We start from the raw sequence: 18,671 nt of genomic DNA, 5'->3' as shown, positions 1-18,671 counted from the left end.
TGTATAATGAGGGCAACATAGAAGAGGAGTGGAAGCGGAATGAAGTTTTTAACATTTAAGTTTGAAGACAAAGTAACATATGGCGTAAAAGTTAAGCGTGAGGATGCAGTTTGGGATTTAGTTAAAGTATTTGCTGATTTCAAAGAAGGGGACTATCCTAAAACATTACTAGAAGCTTTGCAACAAAATAACACAGTTGACTTTCAGGAATTAGTTCGTGTGACAATTGAAAAAGTTGAAGCATCTAGTAATAAAGCTGACTATAAATATGATTTCACTGCAATTCAATTCTTACCACCAGTAACTCCAACAAATAATGTTATTGCAATTGGTCGTAACTATGCTGAACATGCATCAGAATTAAATAATGAAGTAGATCAATTATATGTATTTACGAAAGCTCCATCTAGTTTAATCGGTGATGGTAATGAAATTCCAGCCCATAGTGATGTAACAAATGCATTAGACTATGAAGGTGAATTAGGTATAGTTATCGGTAAGTATGGCCATAAGATTCCTAAAGCAATGGCATTAGACTTTGTATATGGTTATACAATTATTAATGATATTACTGCACGTGACTTACAAAAAGAACATTCTCAAGCTTTCCTTTCAAAAAGTTTAATTGGTGGATGCCCAATGGGACCTTACATTGTAACAAAAGATGAGTTACCTACACCAGAAAATGCAAGTATCGTTACGAAAGTAAATAATGAAATCCGACAAGATGGTAATACAAAAGATATGGTATTAAAAATTGACGATTTAATTGCTGAAATTTCAAAATATGTTGCGCTTCACCCTGGAGATGTGATTGCTACAGGTACGCCAAGTGGTGTTGGTGCAGGTATGAATCCTCCAGTATACTTAAAACGCGGCGACGAGATTAAAGTAACGATAGATGGTATTGGTACTTTGATGAATACAGTAGGAGAATAAGTAGAAAACCCATAAAGTAATCAATTTTGACTCCTTTTATTTAAGACAACTTTGGAAATCCAAGGATGTCTTTTTTTTAGTTGGAAACACAAGAAGACTTTACTAGATGATAGATTCTTTAAATGCGATATACACTCTTTATTAACGCTATAGTAAAATATATGTTAAAATATATAAGTATGAAATATAGATATAGGGGGAACACCAATGATTACTGGTATGTTACATTTACACATCATGAGTTGGGTTGTTTTATTAATCGTCTTTTTTGCAGCATATGAAAATTTTTCAGATCGATTAGGACCAAGTAAATATTTTAAACCACTTATGATGTTATTACGTGTCTTTGCTTTGCTTGCTTTAGTAAGTGGATGTTTTATCTTCTTTAAAGCGATGAACGCAGATGCTATGATGTACGGTATAAAATTCTTATTAGGTTTAGCAACTATTGCATTAATGGAAGTTACATTAGCACGTAAGAAAAGAAAAAAAGCGTCTAGAAATTTCTTCTACATTGTGATTCTAGTTGCTATCATTACAATTGGCTTAGGTGCACATTTACCATTAGGTCCAATTACAGGAATGTTCAAGTAAATTTATTAGAGCCTCTATTATAGAGGTTCTTTTTGATTCTTGAATTTTTTATGAATTTCCCCCCACGTTCTATTTATTTTAGTATAATCAAGTGTAACGACTAAAGTGAGGTAATGGGAATGAAAAAAATAATAATATTTATAGCAAGTATCATGTTGCTCATTTCGATGCAACCGAAAGCAGTTGCTGCAACTGATTCAAATTTACGTATTTATAGTTTAATAGTTGATCGCTTTATGAATGCAAATGAAGACAACAATAAACATATTCATAATGAAAAGGATGTAAATTTACCTTTCGGTGGTGACTTTAACGGTATTATTAGTAAGATGGATTACATCAAAAAAATGGGGTTTAACACGTTACATGTTTCTCCTGTGTTTGAAAAGAATCAAAAGGATTACTTAGGTTATGACATTAAAAATTATGTTTCAGTGGATGAAGTTTATGGTGGCGAAAAACAATTTAAGAAAATGATTAAATTAGCACACGATAAAAAGATGAAAGTTATCGTTGATATACCAACAACCGTCACAGATGGTTTCACTGCAACCCCAGATACGAAAATGAATACTTTCCAAAAAAAATATTTTAAAGATAAAAAAATTATTGATTTAAACAATCCTGATAATCAAAAGAAATATAAAGAGGCTGTTACTCAATTTGTAGAAAAGTTTGGTATTGATGGCGTTTCAATGTATGCAATGCAGGATGGTATTGATGCAAAAGCAGTATTCCCTGATCATATTGAAACAATAGCCATTTTAAATGAAGATATTAATGTATCAGGATTTAGTCATGTGCAAAAATTAGAAACCACGAAGGCATTAGCCAATGCTTTCAAAACAACGGATCAAGATATTCCAGACAAATATGAATCAAATGAATTACTTTCAAGTGATAATTTCTTTATGCCGAGATTTACAAATTATGCAGCAAAAGAAAATATGTTTCCAGGTACCCGAATTAAGCAAATGATGAGTTATTTAATGATTCAAAAAATGCCAATCAGTATGACATATGGTACTGAGATTGCTATGAACGGCGACAAGGCACCTGATATTCACCAATTACTTGATTTCCGTGTAGAAAAAGAAGTAATTGAATATTTAGAAGTAATAAGTGGTGTATATAAAAAGTATGATGAAATGTTTGAAGGTAAATCAGATGTAATCTACAACAATAAAGGGAATCAACTCATATACTTTGATACAAAGAAAGTTGATTTTGTATACAATGTGAACAATACAAGTAAAGCAACGAATGTGAAATTAGATAGTAAAAAAATTCCTAAAGATCAAATGTTAAGTGGATTACTTATTGGTGACCGCGTACACTATAAAGATAATAAATTTTCCTTGATTACAAATCGTGAAGAAGCTGAATTATACGCAGTTGTGAAGAATCAAGGATTCAACAATGGGTACTTAATTGCAGCAGGCACGATTGTCGTTTTATTTACAGCATTTATTATTGGAGCAACGCGTAACCGAAAAAAATATTTAGCGAGCCAACATAATAATACAAAATAAAAAAACCGCTTCAGCGGTTTTTTATTTTTGTTCAGCTTTATATCCAAGCATGTTAATGATGTCCTTTGGGCTACTATAAACAGGGCTATATGCAACTTCAATTTCTTTAAGGTCATCAATAGACATGTTTCCAATTATGGCTGTCGCAATGATGTCAATACGTTTATCCACTCCAGATTGACCATATCCTGAGGCGCGTAAAATTTTACGTGTCTTTTTATCAAAATAAATAGTGATAGATAGTGGATGTGCATTTGCCATATAACCCGCATGTTGTTTTTGTGTTTGGCTTACAATTTCATAATCAAAATGTTCTAGTAAATTTGGTGTAATACCAACACTTGCAAAAGTGTAATTAAATACACGTATAATATTTGTTCCGATTAATCCTTTAAATTGGACTGACTGTGGGGTCACGATATTTTGTGCAATAATACTTGCAGCACGATGCGCACCCCATGCAAGTGCAATTTGTGCAGGTAGTTCAACATGGCGATATTTCGTTTCAATCGCATCACCTAAGGCATAAATATATGGATAATTTGTTTCAAAATAATTGTTTACTTTAATGTGACCATTATCTGTCAAATGAACGCCACTTGATTGAATGAATTCTGTATTTGGTTGTATACCTAAAGCAGAAATAATCATATCGAAATCGAATTTACGCCCTGATTTTAATAATACTGTCTTTCCTTCTAGTGATTTAACTTCATCATTCAGTAATAGACGTACATCATTATCTTCTAAAATTGTAGGTATTTGAGATGTCATATCTTGATCCACTGACTTTAAGATATGCGCACTACGATGTAGCATAGTTACGTTTAAGCCACGAAACTTTAGGTTTTCGACTATTTCTAAACTAATGTAACCCGCGCCAATCACTAGAACATCTTTAACACCTTCAGTTTCGATAAAGTTAGCTATTCTATCGGTATCTTCTAAATTACGCAATGTAAACACATGATTGGCATTAAGCGTTGGTAATGTTATTTGTTTAGCTCCTGGTGAAAGAATTAAATAATCAAATGTATCAATAAATGTTTTATTATTTTTAATGTCTTTTACTGTAATTTCCTTCTGTTCTGCATTTATGGCAATGACTTCATGATACGTTTTTACTGTAACATCTTTATCTTGTTCAAATGTCTCTGGGGTAGCTGCAATAAGTCGGTTACGTGGGCTTACTTCACCACCAATATAATAAGGAAGACCACAATTCGCAAAACTCATATCACGGTCTTTTTCGTAAATTGTAATTTCGGCATCACTTAATCGTCTTATTTGTGAAGCAACTGTCGCACCGCCTGCGACAGCACCGACAACTATAATTTTCATCAATATCCCTCTATTCTATATTGAAATATCGTGCTAAGTATTTTCCTATGCCATCTTCATTATTTGTATCTGTTATATCATTTGCTATATTTTTCAATGCATCAATCGCATTACCCATCGCAACACCTGTTCCCACATATTCAATCATTTCGTGGTCATTGTCTTCATCTCCAAATGCAATTGTGTTTTCTCGTTTAATGTTTAAGTAGTCTAACGCAATTTCTACACCAACTGCCTTATTGATTCCTTTTTTGACAATTTCGATAACTGGAAATGGTGCACCCCAGCGGCGATGTTCTAAATGTTCAGCATAAACTTGATCTAAATGTTTATAAATATTAGGGATTTCCGATTCTTCAGCTTGAATTAAAATTGAAGTAGGAGGTTCTTTAATACTATTAAGTAAATCACCTACTTCAATTAAAGGATTACCCATACTGAAACCTTCAAATAAATATTCATCATGATAATGGAGATAAACATGGTCTTTTACTTCTGCAACGATATTTTGAATATTTAAATGTGGTATTTTTTCGAAAATTTCGCGCGCTACTTGATAATCGAGTGGCTCGTGAAATGTTTCAAACATCATGTCTTTTGGATGGTGAACGAATGCACCATTAAAATTGACAATCGGTGTATCTAAATCTAGTTCAGTGTAATAAATTTGACTTGCTCTATAGGGTCTACCAGTAGAAATCATAAATTTATGTCCTAGATCTTGGACTTTTTTAATAATTTCTTTTGTGTATGGCGTAATCTCTTGATTCTTATTTAGTAAAGTTCCGTCTAAATCTAGACAAATTAAATGCTGTTCCAAAGTAACGACTCCTTTAATCATGTATCTAAAATATATTATTTGAAAAGAAAATGATTTTTGATATAGTAAGATTATAACAAAGATTGAGGTGATATGAATGGATGAAGCAATGAAAGATAGTTTGATGGGTGCATTAGAGAATGTAATTGATCCTGAATTAGGTATAGATATCGTTAACTTAGGTTTAGTTTATCATGTAGAAATGGATGATGACGGGTTAGCAACAGTTGACATGACTTTAACGTCAATGGGATGCCCGATGGGTCCACAAATCATTGATCAAGTTAAAACTGCCTTAAGTGAATTACCAGAAGTAAAAGACGTTGAGGTGAACATCGTATGGACACCCGTATGGTCTAAAGATATGATGAGCCGTTATGCTAAAATTGCATTAGGTGTATCATAAGAAGTAATTAGAGAAGGCTACGAGATAATTCATCTCGTAGCCTTTTTTTGGTTTCTCAAACGTCACTTGCAGCCGCTTACTCCATTTTACATATATTAATAGGGCAGTTCTCACAATTAATTTGCTCTTTTAAATAGTCGATATCTTTAATTGTAATGCGTTTACCTTTTGTAGCGATAATGTCATTAGATTTAAGTTCACTAATAATCCGATTAACTCCTTCTCGAGTAGTACCACCAAAGTTCGCTAGCTCATTATTTGTCATATCTATATTAAGTTGAATGCCTTCGTCAGTTAATACACCATAAGTATTTGACAATCGAATCAACGTAGAGTAGATAGCTCCTTTTTTACCCAAAGTATATAAATCCCTTAATTTGTACTCTTGTTTTTCATTTTCATTTTGAATCCATAATAACCATTCGTAATTTAATACTTCATCATTCAATATTGCATTTTCGAATTGATCAATGTCAAGTTTATATACAGAAACTTTTGTCTTTGCTTTCGCAAATAACGAATGCTTCTTCATACCACAAAATAATGTTGTAGATCCAAAAATATTTCTCGGCCCTAATAACTTTAATGAGAATTCTTTCCCATCTTCTAAAACACGATGTATCACGATATTCCCACTCTTGATGACATAAATGGCATTAGCCAAGTCTTCTGCTTGATATATATATTGATTTTGATCAAATGTTTCGAGCTTACCCTCTTCAGTAATATAGTTAATTATACTTATCGCTTCGTGGTATTCAGCTTGTACCAATTGTATCACCCGCACTTTTTATTAATTAAACTTATTATAGCACACAAAAAATTATCATAAGTAATAATTATGTATCTATTTTATCTCTTTGTAATGCACTTTAGTTGTTTTTTTTTACAAATGATTTTATAATAAAACTATAGTCAAAGAAGGTCAAACTATTATCGAGGTGATAAGATGAATATTGAACAAATGACTTATAATGTACAGACTGCTTTAGAATTTGCACAAAACGATGCTATAGAAGAAAAATTACAAGCCATCGAAGTAGAAAACTTAATGAAACACTTTGTAATGCAAAGTGATAGTATGTTAAATACGGTTTTCGAACGCAGCAATTTAGATGTAATAACGTATAAAAATTTATTATTAGAGCAACTTAAAAAGTATCCAAGAGTCGAAGGTAATGTGCAATATGGTCAATATTTAAGTAATGACTTTAGTAATTTAATGAATCGAGCAGATAAAATAATGACTGAAATGGACGATCAATATACGTCTGTAGAGCATATTATTTTAGCTGCTATTGAAACGCACGCATTAACGAAAGATTTTATCGGCAATAAAGCTGAAATAATCGAAGAAGTGATTAATCAAATTAGAGGGGGAAATCATGTGACAACACAAAACCCAGAAGTACAATATGAAGTGTTAAAGAAATATGGACGCGACTTAGTAGAAGAAGTGAGAAATGGTAAGATGGACCCGGTTATTGGTCGTGATGAAGAGGTTCGAAATACAATTCGTATATTAAGTCGTAAAACTAAAAATAATCCGATTTTAATTGGTGAACCAGGTGTAGGTAAAACTGCAATTGTTGAAGGATTAGCACAACGTATTGTAAAAAAAGATGTACCAGATGCCTTATTAGATAAGACAATTTTTGAACTTGATTTATCTGCACTGGTAGCAGGTGCAAAATTTCGTGGTGAATTTGAAGAGCGCTTAAAGGCAGTCTTAAAAGAAGTTAAAGATTCAGATGGAAAAATTCTTTTATTTATTGATGAAATTCATATGCTTGTCGGTGCTGGTAAGACTGACGGTGCTATGGATGCAGGGAATATGTTAAAGCCAATGCTCGCGCGTGGAGAATTACATTGTATAGGGGCAACAACATTAAATGAATATCGTCAATATATTGAGAAAGATTCTGCATTAGAGCGACGTTTCCAAAAAGTAAATGTTCAAGAACCTGATTTAGAGGATACTATTTCAATTTTACGTGGTTTAAAAGAACGTTATGAAGTGCACCATGGTGTGAGAATTCAAGATACAGCACTTGTGGCAGCAGCTGAATTATCAGACCGTTATATTACTGATCGTTTTTTACCTGATAAAGCGATTGATTTAGTGGATCAAGCGTGTGCAACAATTCGTACAGAGATGGGTTCTAATCCAACTGAACTTGATGCAGTTAATCGACGTGTATTACAACTTGAAATTGAAGAGAAAGCTTTAAAAAATGAAACCGATAGTAAGAGTCAAAGTCGTTTAGCTGAGCTACAAAAGGAACTCGCGGATGAGAAAGAGAAACAACATACTTTGCAAGCACGTGTTGAACGTGAGAAATCACAAATTAGTGTTGTTCAAGAGAAACGCGCGGAACTCGATAAATATCGTACAGCATTAGAAGAAGCTCAAAGTAACTATGATCTTGGGAAAGCATCTGAATTACAGTACGGTAAGATTCCTCAAGTTGAAAAAGAATTAGCTGAATTAGAAGAAAGTTTAATTGAAGAAACAAAAGGAACTGATCGATTAATTCGTGAAGTAGTGACTGAGGAAGAGATTGGTTATATTGTATCTCAATGGACGGGTATTCCTGTAAGTAAATTAGTTGAAACTGAGAAAGAAAAGTTACTAATGCTATCTGAGATTCTTCATGAACGAGTTGTTGGTCAAGATGAGGCAGTCGATTTAGTGGCAGATGCTGTAGTAAGAGCGCGTGCCGGAATCAAAGATCCAAACCGACCAATCGGTAGTTTTTTATTCCTAGGACCAACTGGTGTAGGTAAAACAGAACTTGCTAAAACATTAGCAAATACTTTATTCGATTCTGAAAAACATATGGTGCGTATTGATATGAGTGAATACATGGAGAAGCATGCAGTTTCACGTTTAATTGGAGCACCTCCCGGATATATTGGACACGAGGAGGGTGGACAATTAACAGAAGCGGTTAGACGTAATCCTTATACTGTATTATTACTAGATGAAATTGAAAAAGCACATACTGATGTGTTTAATGTGTTATTACAATTGTTAGATGAAGGTCGATTAACAGATTCAAAAGGACGTGTTGTAGACTTTAAAAATACAATCATTATTATGACAAGTAATATAGGTTCACAATATTTACTAGATGGCATTGAAAATGATGAAATTACAGAAGAAGCTAGATTAAATGTCATGGATGCCTTACATCTCCATTTTAAACCTGAAATATTAAACCGAATGGATGATATTGTGTTATTTAAACCATTAAGCAGAAATGATATGACATTTATTGTGGATAAAATTGTACGAGAATTAAATGTACGATTAGATGCCCGAGGTGTGAAAGTCGAATTAACAGAAGAGACTAAGAAATGGATTGCTGATACTGCTTATGAGCCACAATTTGGTGCACGTCCACTAAAACGTTTTGTTCAAAAAGAAATTGAGACGCCACTGGCAAGATTATTAATTAAAGAAGATTATCAAGAAGATACAATTATTAAAGTTGATAAATCTGAAACTGGGGTTACGTTTACAGTATAAAAAAAGTCGAGACGGATTCATATCGTCTCGACTTTTTTATGTGTTGTATAAATTAGTGTTCTTCGTGAGTTGGAATTGGTTCGTTTGGAATAAGATGTGCAATAATAATTGCTAATATTCCGAATACAACGCCAATTATTGATGCGAAAGGTAAGTTTAAGTCATTACCGCCACCTAAACTCATTAATACGAAGTTACCCATTTGAACTAAAATAAAAGCCCAAACGAAAGTCATAATATATTGCATATGTTTATCCCCCATGAAAGATGTTATATTTATTATTATAAAAGAGTGTAGACAAAATGTATACCCCATACATTGAAAGGACTTAAAAATGAAGAAATTTTTAGCATTTGTATTTGTGCTTATAGCTGTGCTCAGCGCAATTGTATATATCAAAATTCCGAAATATCATGAAATCAATAGTGTTGGCTTTATTTTTCCGGATTCTATCCATGATCAAACGTGGGGTACAGAAGGTTATAAAGCAATGTTAGACATCGTTCAAGAATATGATACAAACTTTTACATACAAGAAAATATCGATACGGATGATAAAACGCGAGTGATTCTTAATCAATTGATGCAACGTGATGTGTCAATAGTTTACGGACAAGGTTCTCAATATGAGAAGTTATTTAATGAATATGCAGTAAAATATCCTAAAGTACATTTTGTATTTACAAATGGCAAGAGTGAGCATAAAAATGTTACAGCTTTAAATATTGAAGCTTATAGTATGGGTTTTTTTGCTGGATACTTAGCGAGTCATGAATCGAAAACACATAATGTTGGGGTAATTGGTGCCTTTGATTATCAACCTGAAATTATCGGCTTTAGAGATGGTGCACATTTTGAGAATGATCGAACAGTCGTACAAGCAACTTTTGTCAAAACGTGGGGTTATCACAGTGATGCAACATTAATTACTAAGAAAATGATTGAAAATGATGTGGATATTTTTTATCCAGCTGCAGATGGGATAAATACTGAAGTGATGGGCGTTGTTAAAGATTATGACCGAAAAGCAATTGGATATATTTCCGACCAAAGTTATTTAGGTGACTATGTCATTGCAAGCACAATACAAGATATTTCGAAGTTATATCAAGATATCGCTAAAGATTATTCAGAAGGACGACTAGTAGGTGGTACAAAGTACTTTGGAATGAGAGATGATGTAACAGGAGTGAAGAGTTTTTCCCCTTTAGTAACCTCTGAAACAGAAGAGAAAATGAATCAAATAATGGAAGACTATATAATTAAAGACGTGTTACCCAATGGTAAAAAAACACCGAAATATAAAGATAACTCATATATTGAAACAAATGATATACAATAAGAACTTCTAATTGAAGTTCTTATAATTTTGTGATAAATTAGTACCAGATACTAAAAGTAGATATAAGAGGTGCGTAATATGAATGTTGGTATAAAGGGTATAGGGGTTTACATTCCTGAAAGAGTAGTGACAAATGCACATTTCGAAAGTTATTTAGACACATCTGATGAATGGATTTCAAAAATGACAGGAATAAAAGAACGTCGTTTTGCAAGTGATGATCAAGATGTTAGTGATTTAGCTTATATTGCATGCGAAAATGCGATTAAAAATGCTAATATTAATAAAGACCAAATTGATATGGTGATTGTAGCATCAGCTACAGGAGATCATAAATTTCCATCTGTTGCTACCATGCTTCAAGATAAATTAGGCTTAAGAAATGTTCCTGCAATGGATCAACTTGCAGCTTGTACGGGTTTTATTTATAGTTTAATTACAGCAGAACAATTTATTAAAACAGGTCTATGTAAAAACATATTGGTCGTTGGTGCAGAAAAGTTAACTAAAATTGCTAATTTAAATGACCGTAACACAGCAATATTATTTGGAGACGGAGCAGCAGCTGTTATAGTAAGTGAAGTCGCTGAAGGATATGGTTTCTTATCACATGAATGGGGCAGTGATGGTTCAGGTGGTAAGTACTTATTTGAAAATAAGGAGTCAGGATTACTTGAAATGAATGGACGCGAAGTATTTAAATTTGCAGTGCGTATTATGGGAGAAGTATCATCGAAATCAGTGGAGAAAGCCGGATTGATTTCAGAAGATATAGATATGTTTATCCCTCATCAAGCTAATATACGTATTATGGAATCTGCGAGAGAACGTTTGGGAATACCACCTGAAAAAATGAGTGTTACAGTAGATAGATATGGGAATACATCTGCTGCTAGTATTCCATTATCACTATTTCATGAAATTGAACAAGGTAAGGTGATAAATGGTTCTAAACTTGTGCTTGTAGGATTTGGTGGCGGTTTAACTTATGGTGCAATGACTTTAATATGGGGAGATAAGGAGAATTAATTGATGAAGAATAGAGTCGTAATTACAGGTATCGGCGCATTAAGCCCAATCGGAAATGATGCTCGTACAACATTTGAAAATGCGATTAACGGTGTAAACGGAATAGCAACGATTACACGTATTGAAAATGAAGATTTAGCAGTAAAAGTTGCTGGAGAGTTAAAAAACTTTAATATAGAAGAGCATATGCCACTAAAAGAAGCGCGTCGAATGGACCGTTTTACGCAATATGCAGTTGTTGCAGCACGTGAGGCGTTAAAAGATTCTAAATTAGAAATTACGGATGATAATAGTGACCGAATCGGAGTTTGGCTAGGTTCTGGTATTGGTGGTATTGAGTCATTCGAAAATGCACATCAAACATTAGTGGATAAAGGACCAAGACGCGTGAGTCCATTCTTTGTTCCAATGTTAATCCCTGATATGGCAGCAGGACAAGTTTCAATTGATTTAGGTGCAAAAGGACCTAATGGGTGTACAGTAACAGCTTGTGCAACAGGTACAAACTCTATTGGGGATGCAACACGTATGATTCAATATGGAGATGCAGATGTGATGATTGCTGGTGGAACTGAAGCACCGATTACTCGATTAAGTATTGCAGGTTTCACATCTAACCGTGCATTAAGTACAAATGCAGATCCTGAAACAGCATGTCGACCGTATCAAGAAGGGCGTGATGGTTTTGTTATGGGTGAAGGTGCAGGCGTTGTTGTGTTAGAAAATTTAGAACATGCATTGGCACGTGGTGCTCATATTTATGCTGAAGTTGTCGGATATGGTAACAATGGTGATGCACATCATATTACAGCTCCAGCGCCAAATGGTGAAGGTGGCGTTCGTACTATGAAGATGGCATTAAAGGATGCTGGTATTGAACCTAATAAGATTGATTACTTAAACGCACACGGTACTAGTACACCGATTGGTGATGAATATGAGGCGATGGCAATAAATACAACTTTTGGGGAGCATGCTGAGAAATTACTTGTATCATCTACGAAATCTATGACAGGTCACTTACTTGGTGCAACAGGCGCAATTGAAACAATCATTACAGCTTTATCAATCGAAACTGGAAAGATTGCACCTACAATACATCAACAAGATGAGAAAGCATTTGGCTTAAACTTCGTGCCGAATAAAAGTGTTGAACGTGATATTGAGTACGCGATGACAAATAGTTTAGGATTTGGTGGACACAACGCAGTGCTAGTATTAAAGAAGTATAGTAAACAATAAAAATGAGTGAGAAATTAATTTTTCTCACTCATTTTTATGTTAATGTCTACAATAAAGAAGGGAAAGATAAATACATGGATATTCAAAAAATTGGCTAACAAACTGGGTTTATCGTCCAAATCTTAAATTTCCAACATTCTCATCTCTTTAAACAAACATCCATCCTAAACTTATAACAACTAATCCTAGTGACACGAACAAAATAGGATTAGTCCAAGTATACTTTTCTTGTCTAATACGTAATTTTGTACTGAAATTAGGGTCTTCCTCCATTGTTTCTTTAATACGCTTCGGTGCCAACATATAATTAAACTTTCTAAATGAATGTCCCATAATACTGTACGCGCCATCACCATACATCAACATCAACAGTCCGATACATAGACCAATCAATGACACTGTAAATATTCCATTTAGAAAATGTAATAAACTTAAACCTTTAAAAAGTGTATAAAGAACACTTAAGCCAACTTCAATTACACATATTATGATGTATTTCTTCACTATTATACCTCCTGATTTAACTTTATTTATTATAACTATAATTTTAATATATGCATATAAAATGTTATAAAAATGAATAATCACGAAATAAAAATAATTAAAATAGTATTAAACTCGTATTCACAACATTTTTATATACATTATATAGTATAAATATACCATCAGTTTAACACTTTAGTGCACTATCATGCATAAAAAGGCTGAAAATTATTTAAAAAAATGTATAAAAAGTTATTGCTATTTAAATACCAAAACATTTATAATAAAGTTAATCTTCTGAAAATTAACCAGAGGCAATTAAGAAATGGGGGAAAGAAATGAAAAAACAGGTAAAATCGCTATTAGTTTTATTCTTAGCTATCACGATGGTTCTTGCAGCATGTTCTGGCAAGAAAGGTGGAACAGAAACTGGCTCATCAGCTGGTGGAGAGGGTAAAACGTTACGTTTAGTTGCTGCAAGTGATATTCCAACGATGGACTCATCATTAGCAACGGATTCTGTTTCATTTAATGTTTACAACCAAACAATAGAAGGATTATACACATTAGATAAAGATGATAAAGCCGTCCCGGCAATTGCTAAAGGTGAGCCAAAAATCTCAGCCGACGGTAAAAAATGGACAATTGAATTACGTGACGATGCAAAATGGTCTAACGGAGACAAAGTTACAGCAAAAGACTTCGTATTTGCTTGGCAAAGAACTTTAGACCCTAAAACAGCTGCTGAATATGCATATATTATGTATGATTTAAAAAATGCTGAAGCTGTTAATAAAGGAAAAATGAAACCTACTGAATTAGGTGTCAAAGCCGTAAATGACACTACTTTAGAATTTGAATTAGAGAAATCTAAACCATATTTCAACGAATTATTAGCCTTTGGTACTTTCTTACCACAAAATGAGAAATTCGTTAAAGAAAAAGGCGACAAATTTGGTACTACTGAAAAAGATACTTTATACAATGGACCATTTACATTAAGCGAATGGAAAACTGAAGATAAATTTACTTTATCTAAGAATGATAAATATTATGATAAAGATAAAGTGAAATTAGATAAAATTACTTATAAAGTATTAAAAGATCCAAACTCAGGTGTAAACATGTTTACGACAGGAAAAGTTGACCGTATTGGTTTACCAGCTGAATTTATTGATAAATACAAAAAAGATAAAAACTTCTCAACTGAATTAGATGCATCGACTTTCTTCATTAGAATGAACCAAACGAAAAATAAAGATTTACAGAATAAAGATTTACGTATGGCTTTAGCTAAATCAATCGATAAAGAAAAATACGTTAAAAATAATTTAAACAATGGTTCTGTAGCTATTGATACTTTAATGCCAAAAGATTTTGTTAAAGACGAATCAGGCAAAGACTATGTTGAAGGTGTTAAGTCACCGTTAAACTTTGATGCAGAAGCAGCAAAAGATTCACTCGAGAAAGCGAAAAAGACTTTAGGTAAAGATAAGTTCACTTTTGAATTCTTAACATTTGACTCTGAAACTTCAAAGAAAGATGCAGAATACTTCAAAGAACAAGTTGAAACGAATTTACCAGGAGTTACTTTAAAAATTAAACAACAACCTTTCAAACAAAAGTTAGATTTAGAATCTAAAGGTAATTACGAGTTATCATTAGCAGGTTGGGGTCCTGACTATCCAGACCCAATGACGTTCTTAGATATGTTTGTTACAGATGGTCCACATAACCAAACAGGTTGGTCTTCAAAAACTTACGATAAAGCGATTGAAGATGCAAATGGCCCATTGTTAACAGATGTTGAAAAACGATGGACGACATTACAAGATGCTGAAACAGAATTCTTAAATGAAGCAGTAATCATTCCAATCTATCAACGCGGAAGTGCATTTTTAACACAACCTTACGTTAAAAATATCGTTTCACATAAATTTGCTGGAGATTACTCATTTAAAGAAACTTCAATTGAAAAATAGTATTTTGAAAAAAATTTAGGAGGAAGGATATGCTATTAATATCCTTCTTTTTAAATAAATAAAAATAATTGTATGAATTATGAGAAAATTTAGTTATTATATTATTAGAGCAAAAAAGCTTTTGCACTACATTTAAATATAAGGGAGGAAGAAGTGCATGTTAAAATATACGATTAAGCGTATTGCTTATATGCTTTTAACTTTGTTCATTGTTATGACGGCAACGTTCTTTTTGATGAAATTAATGCCAGGTTCTCCGTTTAATGACGAAAAGTTATCAGCAGAACAAAAAGCAATCGTTAATGAAAAATACGGATTAAATGATCCACTGCCAGTTCAGTATGTAAATTATTTAAAGAAAGCTGCAACCGGAGATTTTGGAGTTTCTTTCCAATATGATAATAAAGAGGTATTAGGTTTAATCATTCCTCGTCTTGGCCCATCAGCGGAAATCGGATTGTACGCAATGATTATTGGTATCGTAATCGGTATTATATTAGGTGTAGTTGCAGCCGTTAAGCAGAATACATGGGTAGATTATTTAGCTACAGTATTCTCGGTATTTGCAATTTCAGTACCATCATTCGTATTAGCAGTATTATTACAATATTTCTTAGCGGTAAAAGTACAATTGTTCCCTGTTGCAGGGTGGGAAGATATTAGTTATGCAGTATTACCGGCTATCGCTTTATCAGCCGGGGTAATTGCAACGATCGCGCGTTATATTCGTTCTGAAATGATAGAAGTATTAAGTTCTGATTATATTACACTGGCAAAAGCGAAAGGGAACTCAACGCCAAAAGTATTATTTGGGCATGCATTACGTAACGCGTTAATTCCCATCATTACTTTAATTGGTCCTATGACAGTGAGTATCTTAACAGGTGCTTTAACAATCGAGACAATATTTGGTATCCCAGGATTAGGTGACCAATTTGTACGTTCTATACAAATGAATGATTATCCAGTTATTATGGCGCTTACAGTATTCATCTGTGCATTATTCGTAGCAGTATTATTCATTGTTGACGTATTATATGGCATCATCGATCCACGTATCCGTGTTCAAGGAGGTAGAGATTAATGACAAAGTTTAATGAAGTAGAAGAGAATATTAGTCATGCAAATTTAAATCAAAATTTAACGACACCTCCTGGTTCATTTGTTCTGGCCAATCGTGATGAAATAAATGAGGAAAAGATTGAAAGAGAATCTAAGACATTTTGGCAAGATGCGTGGTTACAATTAAAAGCGAACAAAGCAGCCATCTTAGGTTTAATTGGCTTAATCTTACTTGCATTAATGGCCCTTATTGGACCAATGATTAGTGGACATACACACAAAGCTCAAAACGTTGATCATTCTAATTTGCCACCAAAAATTATGGCATTAAAAGATGTTGGATTCTTACCTTTTGATGGTAAAGATAAAGATGGATTTGATGTTTATAAATCTAAAAATGTTAAAGAAGCCTACTGGTTTGGAACTGACCAACTTGGCCGTGATATATTTACACGTACATGGAAAGGGACACAAATATCTATTTTCATTGGTATCGTTGCTGCATTCCTTGATGTTGTTATTGGTATAACGTACGGCTCGATTTCGGGATTCTTTGGCGGTTGGGTTGATACTTTAATGCAGCGTATTATTGAAATCATTTCGTCAATTCCTAACTTAATCATTATGATTTTATTTGTAATTCTTTTCGGTGGAAGTTTATGGACAATTATCTTGGCGATGTCAGTGACAGGTTGGATTGGAATGAGTCGTATCGTTCGTGGCCAATTCTTGAAATTGAAAGGTCAAGAGTACATTTTAGCATCAAGAACATTAGGTGCTTCTAATAGTAGTTTAATTTTCAAACATATTTTACCGAATACATTAGGACCAATCATTGTTACTGCGATGTTCTCTATCCCAGGAGCGATTTTCTTCGAAGCATTCTTAAGTTTCATCGGTTTAGGATTAGAGCCTCCAATGATTTCTTTAGGGGGATTAGTAAATGATGGACGTAAAATGTTACTCATTCATCCATATCAAATGTTTGCACCATCTTTAGTATTATCATTATTAATTTTATGTTTCTATCTATTTGGTGATGGTGTACGTGATGCATTCGATCCAAAAATGCGTAAATAAAGGAGGAAATATCAATGGCAGAACGAATTTTAGAAGTTAAGAATTTAAAAGTTTCCTTCGATATTAACGCGGGGGAAGTTCAAGCAGTACGTGGAGTTGATTTCCACTTAGATAAAGCAGAAACATTAGCAATTGTTGGGGAGTCGGGTTCAGGTAAATCAGTAACAACAAAAGCAATCATGAGACTTTTACCAACACCGCCCTCTCGCATTAAAGAAGGAGAAATCCTTTTTGATGGGAAAGATTTAGCGAAGCTATCAGAAAAAGAAATGCAACAAGTACGTGGAAAAGATATCTCAATGATCTTCCAGGATCCAATGACATCATTAAATCCAACAATGAAAATCGGTAAGCAAGTAATGGAACCACTGATTAAGCACCAAAAGTTATCAAAAGCAGAGGCGAAAGAACGTGCGTTAGATATCTTACGCTTAGTGGGTCTTCCAAATCCTGAGGGACGATTTAACAATTATCCTCACCAATTCTCAGGTGGTCAACGTCAACGTATCGTTATTGCGACAGCACTTGCATGTGATCCAAAAATTCTAATTGCTGATGAGCCGACAACAGCACTTGATGTTACCATTCAAGCGCAAATTTTAGAATTAATGAAAGACTTACAAAAGAAAATTGATACATCAATTATCTTTATTACTCATGATTTAGGAGTAGTTGCTAACGTTGCTGACCGTGTAGCTGTTATGTATGGTGGTCAAATCGTTGAAACTGGAACTGTAGACGAAATCTTCTACAATCCGAAGCATCCATATACTTGGGGACTGTTATCTTCTATGCCAAGTTTAGATACGCATCAAGATACAGAACTTAAAGCAATTCCTGGTACACCACCAGACTTAATTAAACCACCAGTTGGAGATGCATTTGCACGTCGTTCAGATTATGCATTACAAATTGATTTTGAACAAGAGCCACCTTGGTATCAAGTATCAGACACACACTTTGTTAAATCATGGTTAATGGATCCTCAAGCACCAAAAGTTGAACTTCCTGAGATGGTTAAACAAAAACTGCGCCCGATGCCTGGTGATTATGCAGAACCAAAACGTGTAGAGGGGGTTAACTTCTAATGAGGGATGATAGAGTTCATAATAATACGGATGGTCGCGTTAAAGTGACTGAAGGTAATGATAATAAAGTTGAAACAAATATGAATAATACAACAAGACTTAACTCAAATGAAAATGTAAAAACAACTCAAAATCAAATGGACACTAAAGTTGAAGAACATACAATAGAAGATGGTCCAATAGAAGTTAGTGAAGATG

At 33.6% G+C, this 18,671-nt stretch carries 16 protein-coding genes and 1 pseudogene; 12 read left to right on the top strand and 5 right to left on the bottom strand.

Annotated elements, in window-relative coordinates:
• Positions 1-39 precede the first annotated feature (39 nt).
• The 3 genes from ACMGE9_RS02180 (at position 40) to ACMGE9_RS02170 (ending at position 3,065) form a co-directional block, all read left to right on the top strand.
• Positions 40-939 carry a fumarylacetoacetate hydrolase family protein gene (locus ACMGE9_RS02180; protein ID WP_414043623.1) on the top strand — a complete coding sequence of 300 codons (900 nt, stop codon included), beginning with the start codon at positions 40-42 and terminating at the stop codon, positions 937-939.
• A 207-nt stretch (positions 940-1,146) separates the two neighbouring features.
• Positions 1,147-1,533 (top strand): YisL family protein, encoded by a 387-nt coding sequence (locus ACMGE9_RS02175; protein ID WP_414043622.1) that lies wholly within the window; start codon positions 1,147-1,149, stop codon positions 1,531-1,533.
• Between the two features lie 119 nt (positions 1,534-1,652).
• Positions 1,653-3,065 carry an alpha-amylase family glycosyl hydrolase gene (locus tag ACMGE9_RS02170; protein WP_414043621.1) on the top strand — a complete coding sequence of 471 codons (1,413 nt, stop codon included), beginning with the start codon at positions 1,653-1,655 and terminating at the stop codon, positions 3,063-3,065.
• Positions 3,066-3,086: 21 nt separating this feature from the next.
• Here ACMGE9_RS02170 and ACMGE9_RS02165 read toward each other — a convergent pair whose 3' ends face one another.
• Both ACMGE9_RS02165 and ACMGE9_RS02160 read right to left on the bottom strand, forming a co-directional pair.
• Positions 3,087-4,409 carry a CoA-disulfide reductase gene (locus tag ACMGE9_RS02165; RefSeq protein ID WP_414043620.1) on the bottom strand — a complete coding sequence of 441 codons (1,323 nt, stop codon included), beginning with the start codon at positions 4,407-4,409 and terminating at the stop codon, positions 3,087-3,089.
• A 7-nt stretch (positions 4,410-4,416) separates the two neighbouring features.
• The gene (locus ACMGE9_RS02160; protein ID WP_414043619.1) at positions 4,417-5,226 is read right to left on the bottom strand and encodes a Cof-type HAD-IIB family hydrolase; all 810 of its coding nucleotides are present in this window, start codon (positions 5,224-5,226) and stop codon (positions 4,417-4,419) included.
• 97 nt (positions 5,227-5,323) lie between these two features.
• On the opposite strand from ACMGE9_RS02160, the gene ACMGE9_RS02155 reads away from it, so the two are divergent.
• Positions 5,324-5,632, top strand: a complete 309-nt coding sequence (locus ACMGE9_RS02155) for a metal-sulfur cluster assembly factor (RefSeq protein WP_414043618.1) — start codon at positions 5,324-5,326, stop codon at positions 5,630-5,632.
• Between the two features lie 76 nt (positions 5,633-5,708).
• On the opposite strand, the gene ACMGE9_RS02150 is transcribed toward ACMGE9_RS02155, so the two are convergent.
• Positions 5,709-6,413 (bottom strand): Crp/Fnr family transcriptional regulator, encoded by a 705-nt coding sequence (locus ACMGE9_RS02150; RefSeq protein WP_414043617.1) that lies wholly within the window; start codon positions 6,411-6,413, stop codon positions 5,709-5,711.
• Between the two features lie 168 nt (positions 6,414-6,581).
• Between ACMGE9_RS02150 and clpB the strand changes: the two genes are divergently transcribed.
• A complete protein-coding gene (gene clpB, locus ACMGE9_RS02145) occupies positions 6,582-9,164 on the top strand; it encodes an ATP-dependent chaperone ClpB (protein WP_414043616.1) in 2,583 nt (860 codons plus the stop codon).
• Between the two features lie 52 nt (positions 9,165-9,216).
• Here the strand turns inward: clpB and ACMGE9_RS02140 are convergent, their stop codons facing one another.
• The gene (locus ACMGE9_RS02140) at positions 9,217-9,411 is read right to left on the bottom strand and encodes a DUF2929 family protein (protein WP_414043615.1); all 195 of its coding nucleotides are present in this window, start codon (positions 9,409-9,411) and stop codon (positions 9,217-9,219) included.
• A gap of 88 nt (positions 9,412-9,499) precedes the next feature.
• Here ACMGE9_RS02140 and ACMGE9_RS02135 point away from each other — a divergent pair, with 88 nt between their 5' ends.
• From ACMGE9_RS02135 to fabF, 3 genes are all read left to right on the top strand, one after another.
• Positions 9,500-10,507 (top strand): BMP family ABC transporter substrate-binding protein, encoded by a 1,008-nt coding sequence (locus tag ACMGE9_RS02135; RefSeq protein WP_414043614.1) that lies wholly within the window; start codon positions 9,500-9,502, stop codon positions 10,505-10,507.
• Positions 10,508-10,585: 78 nt separating this feature from the next.
• Positions 10,586-11,536, top strand: a complete 951-nt coding sequence (locus ACMGE9_RS02130; RefSeq protein WP_414043613.1) for a beta-ketoacyl-ACP synthase III — start codon at positions 10,586-10,588, stop codon at positions 11,534-11,536.
• 3 nt (positions 11,537-11,539) lie between these two features.
• Positions 11,540-12,778 (top strand): beta-ketoacyl-ACP synthase II, encoded by a 1,239-nt coding sequence (gene fabF, locus ACMGE9_RS02125; RefSeq protein WP_414043612.1) that lies wholly within the window; start codon positions 11,540-11,542, stop codon positions 12,776-12,778.
• Positions 12,779-12,925: 147 nt separating this feature from the next.
• Here fabF and ACMGE9_RS02120 read toward each other — a convergent pair whose 3' ends face one another.
• Entirely contained in the window at positions 12,926-13,282 is a 357-nt protein-coding gene (locus tag ACMGE9_RS02120; protein ID WP_414043611.1) for a DUF3899 domain-containing protein, read from the bottom strand.
• A 317-nt stretch (positions 13,283-13,599) separates the two neighbouring features.
• Between ACMGE9_RS02120 and ACMGE9_RS02115 the strand changes: the two genes are divergently transcribed.
• From ACMGE9_RS02115 to ACMGE9_RS02100, 4 genes and pseudogenes are all read left to right on the top strand, one after another.
• On the top strand, positions 13,600-15,243 hold the full coding sequence (locus ACMGE9_RS02115) for an ABC transporter substrate-binding protein (RefSeq protein WP_414043610.1): 1,644 nt from the start codon (positions 13,600-13,602) through the stop codon (positions 15,241-15,243).
• Between the two features lie 157 nt (positions 15,244-15,400).
• Positions 15,401-16,327, top strand: coding sequence for an oligopeptide ABC transporter permease (opp3b, locus tag ACMGE9_RS02110; RefSeq protein ID WP_414043609.1), 927 nt, complete (start codon positions 15,401-15,403; stop codon positions 16,325-16,327).
• A gap of 116 nt (positions 16,328-16,443) precedes the next feature.
• Positions 16,444-17,385, top strand: a pseudogene (gene opp3C / locus ACMGE9_RS02105) (oligopeptide ABC transporter permease); the annotation flags it as partial.
• Positions 17,386-17,399: 14 nt separating this feature from the next.
• Positions 17,400-18,473, top strand: a complete 1,074-nt coding sequence (locus ACMGE9_RS02100; RefSeq protein ID WP_414043608.1) for an ABC transporter ATP-binding protein — start codon at positions 17,400-17,402, stop codon at positions 18,471-18,473.
• The last annotated feature ends 198 nt before the right edge of the window (positions 18,474-18,671 follow it).

It is taken from the genome of Macrococcus animalis (genome assembly GCF_047425875.1).
GTDB lineage: Bacteria > Bacillota > Bacilli > Staphylococcales > Staphylococcaceae > Macrococcoides > Macrococcoides animalis.
Note: the sequence above shows the minus strand (reverse complement) of the source record. Positions and strands in the feature narration are given on the sequence as shown.

Excerpts from the sequence above, each read along its gene's own strand:
- ACMGE9_RS02130 (WP_414043613.1), top strand. The coding sequence starts at position 10,586 with ATGAATGTTGGTATAAAGGGTATAGGGGTTTACATTCCTGAAAGAGTA.
- ACMGE9_RS02170 (WP_414043621.1), top strand. The coding sequence starts at position 1,653 with ATGAAAAAAATAATAATATTTATAGCAAGTATCATGTTGCTCATTTCG.
- clpB (WP_414043616.1), top strand. The coding sequence starts at position 6,582 with ATGAATATTGAACAAATGACTTATAATGTACAGACTGCTTTAGAATTT.
- ACMGE9_RS02175 (WP_414043622.1), top strand. The coding sequence starts at position 1,147 with ATGATTACTGGTATGTTACATTTACACATCATGAGTTGGGTTGTTTTA.
- ACMGE9_RS02155 (WP_414043618.1), top strand. The coding sequence starts at position 5,324 with ATGGATGAAGCAATGAAAGATAGTTTGATGGGTGCATTAGAGAATGTA.
- ACMGE9_RS02135 (WP_414043614.1), top strand. The coding sequence starts at position 9,500 with ATGAAGAAATTTTTAGCATTTGTATTTGTGCTTATAGCTGTGCTCAGC.
- opp3b (WP_414043609.1), top strand. The coding sequence starts at position 15,401 with ATGTTAAAATATACGATTAAGCGTATTGCTTATATGCTTTTAACTTTG.
- ACMGE9_RS02140 (WP_414043615.1), bottom strand. The coding sequence starts at position 9,411 with ATGCAATATATTATGACTTTCGTTTGGGCTTTTATTTTAGTTCAAATG.
- ACMGE9_RS02100 (WP_414043608.1), top strand. The coding sequence starts at position 17,400 with ATGGCAGAACGAATTTTAGAAGTTAAGAATTTAAAAGTTTCCTTCGAT.
- ACMGE9_RS02115 (WP_414043610.1), top strand. The coding sequence starts at position 13,600 with ATGAAAAAACAGGTAAAATCGCTATTAGTTTTATTCTTAGCTATCACG.
- fabF (WP_414043612.1), top strand. The coding sequence starts at position 11,540 with ATGAAGAATAGAGTCGTAATTACAGGTATCGGCGCATTAAGCCCAATC.
- ACMGE9_RS02180 (WP_414043623.1), top strand. The coding sequence starts at position 40 with ATGAAGTTTTTAACATTTAAGTTTGAAGACAAAGTAACATATGGCGTA.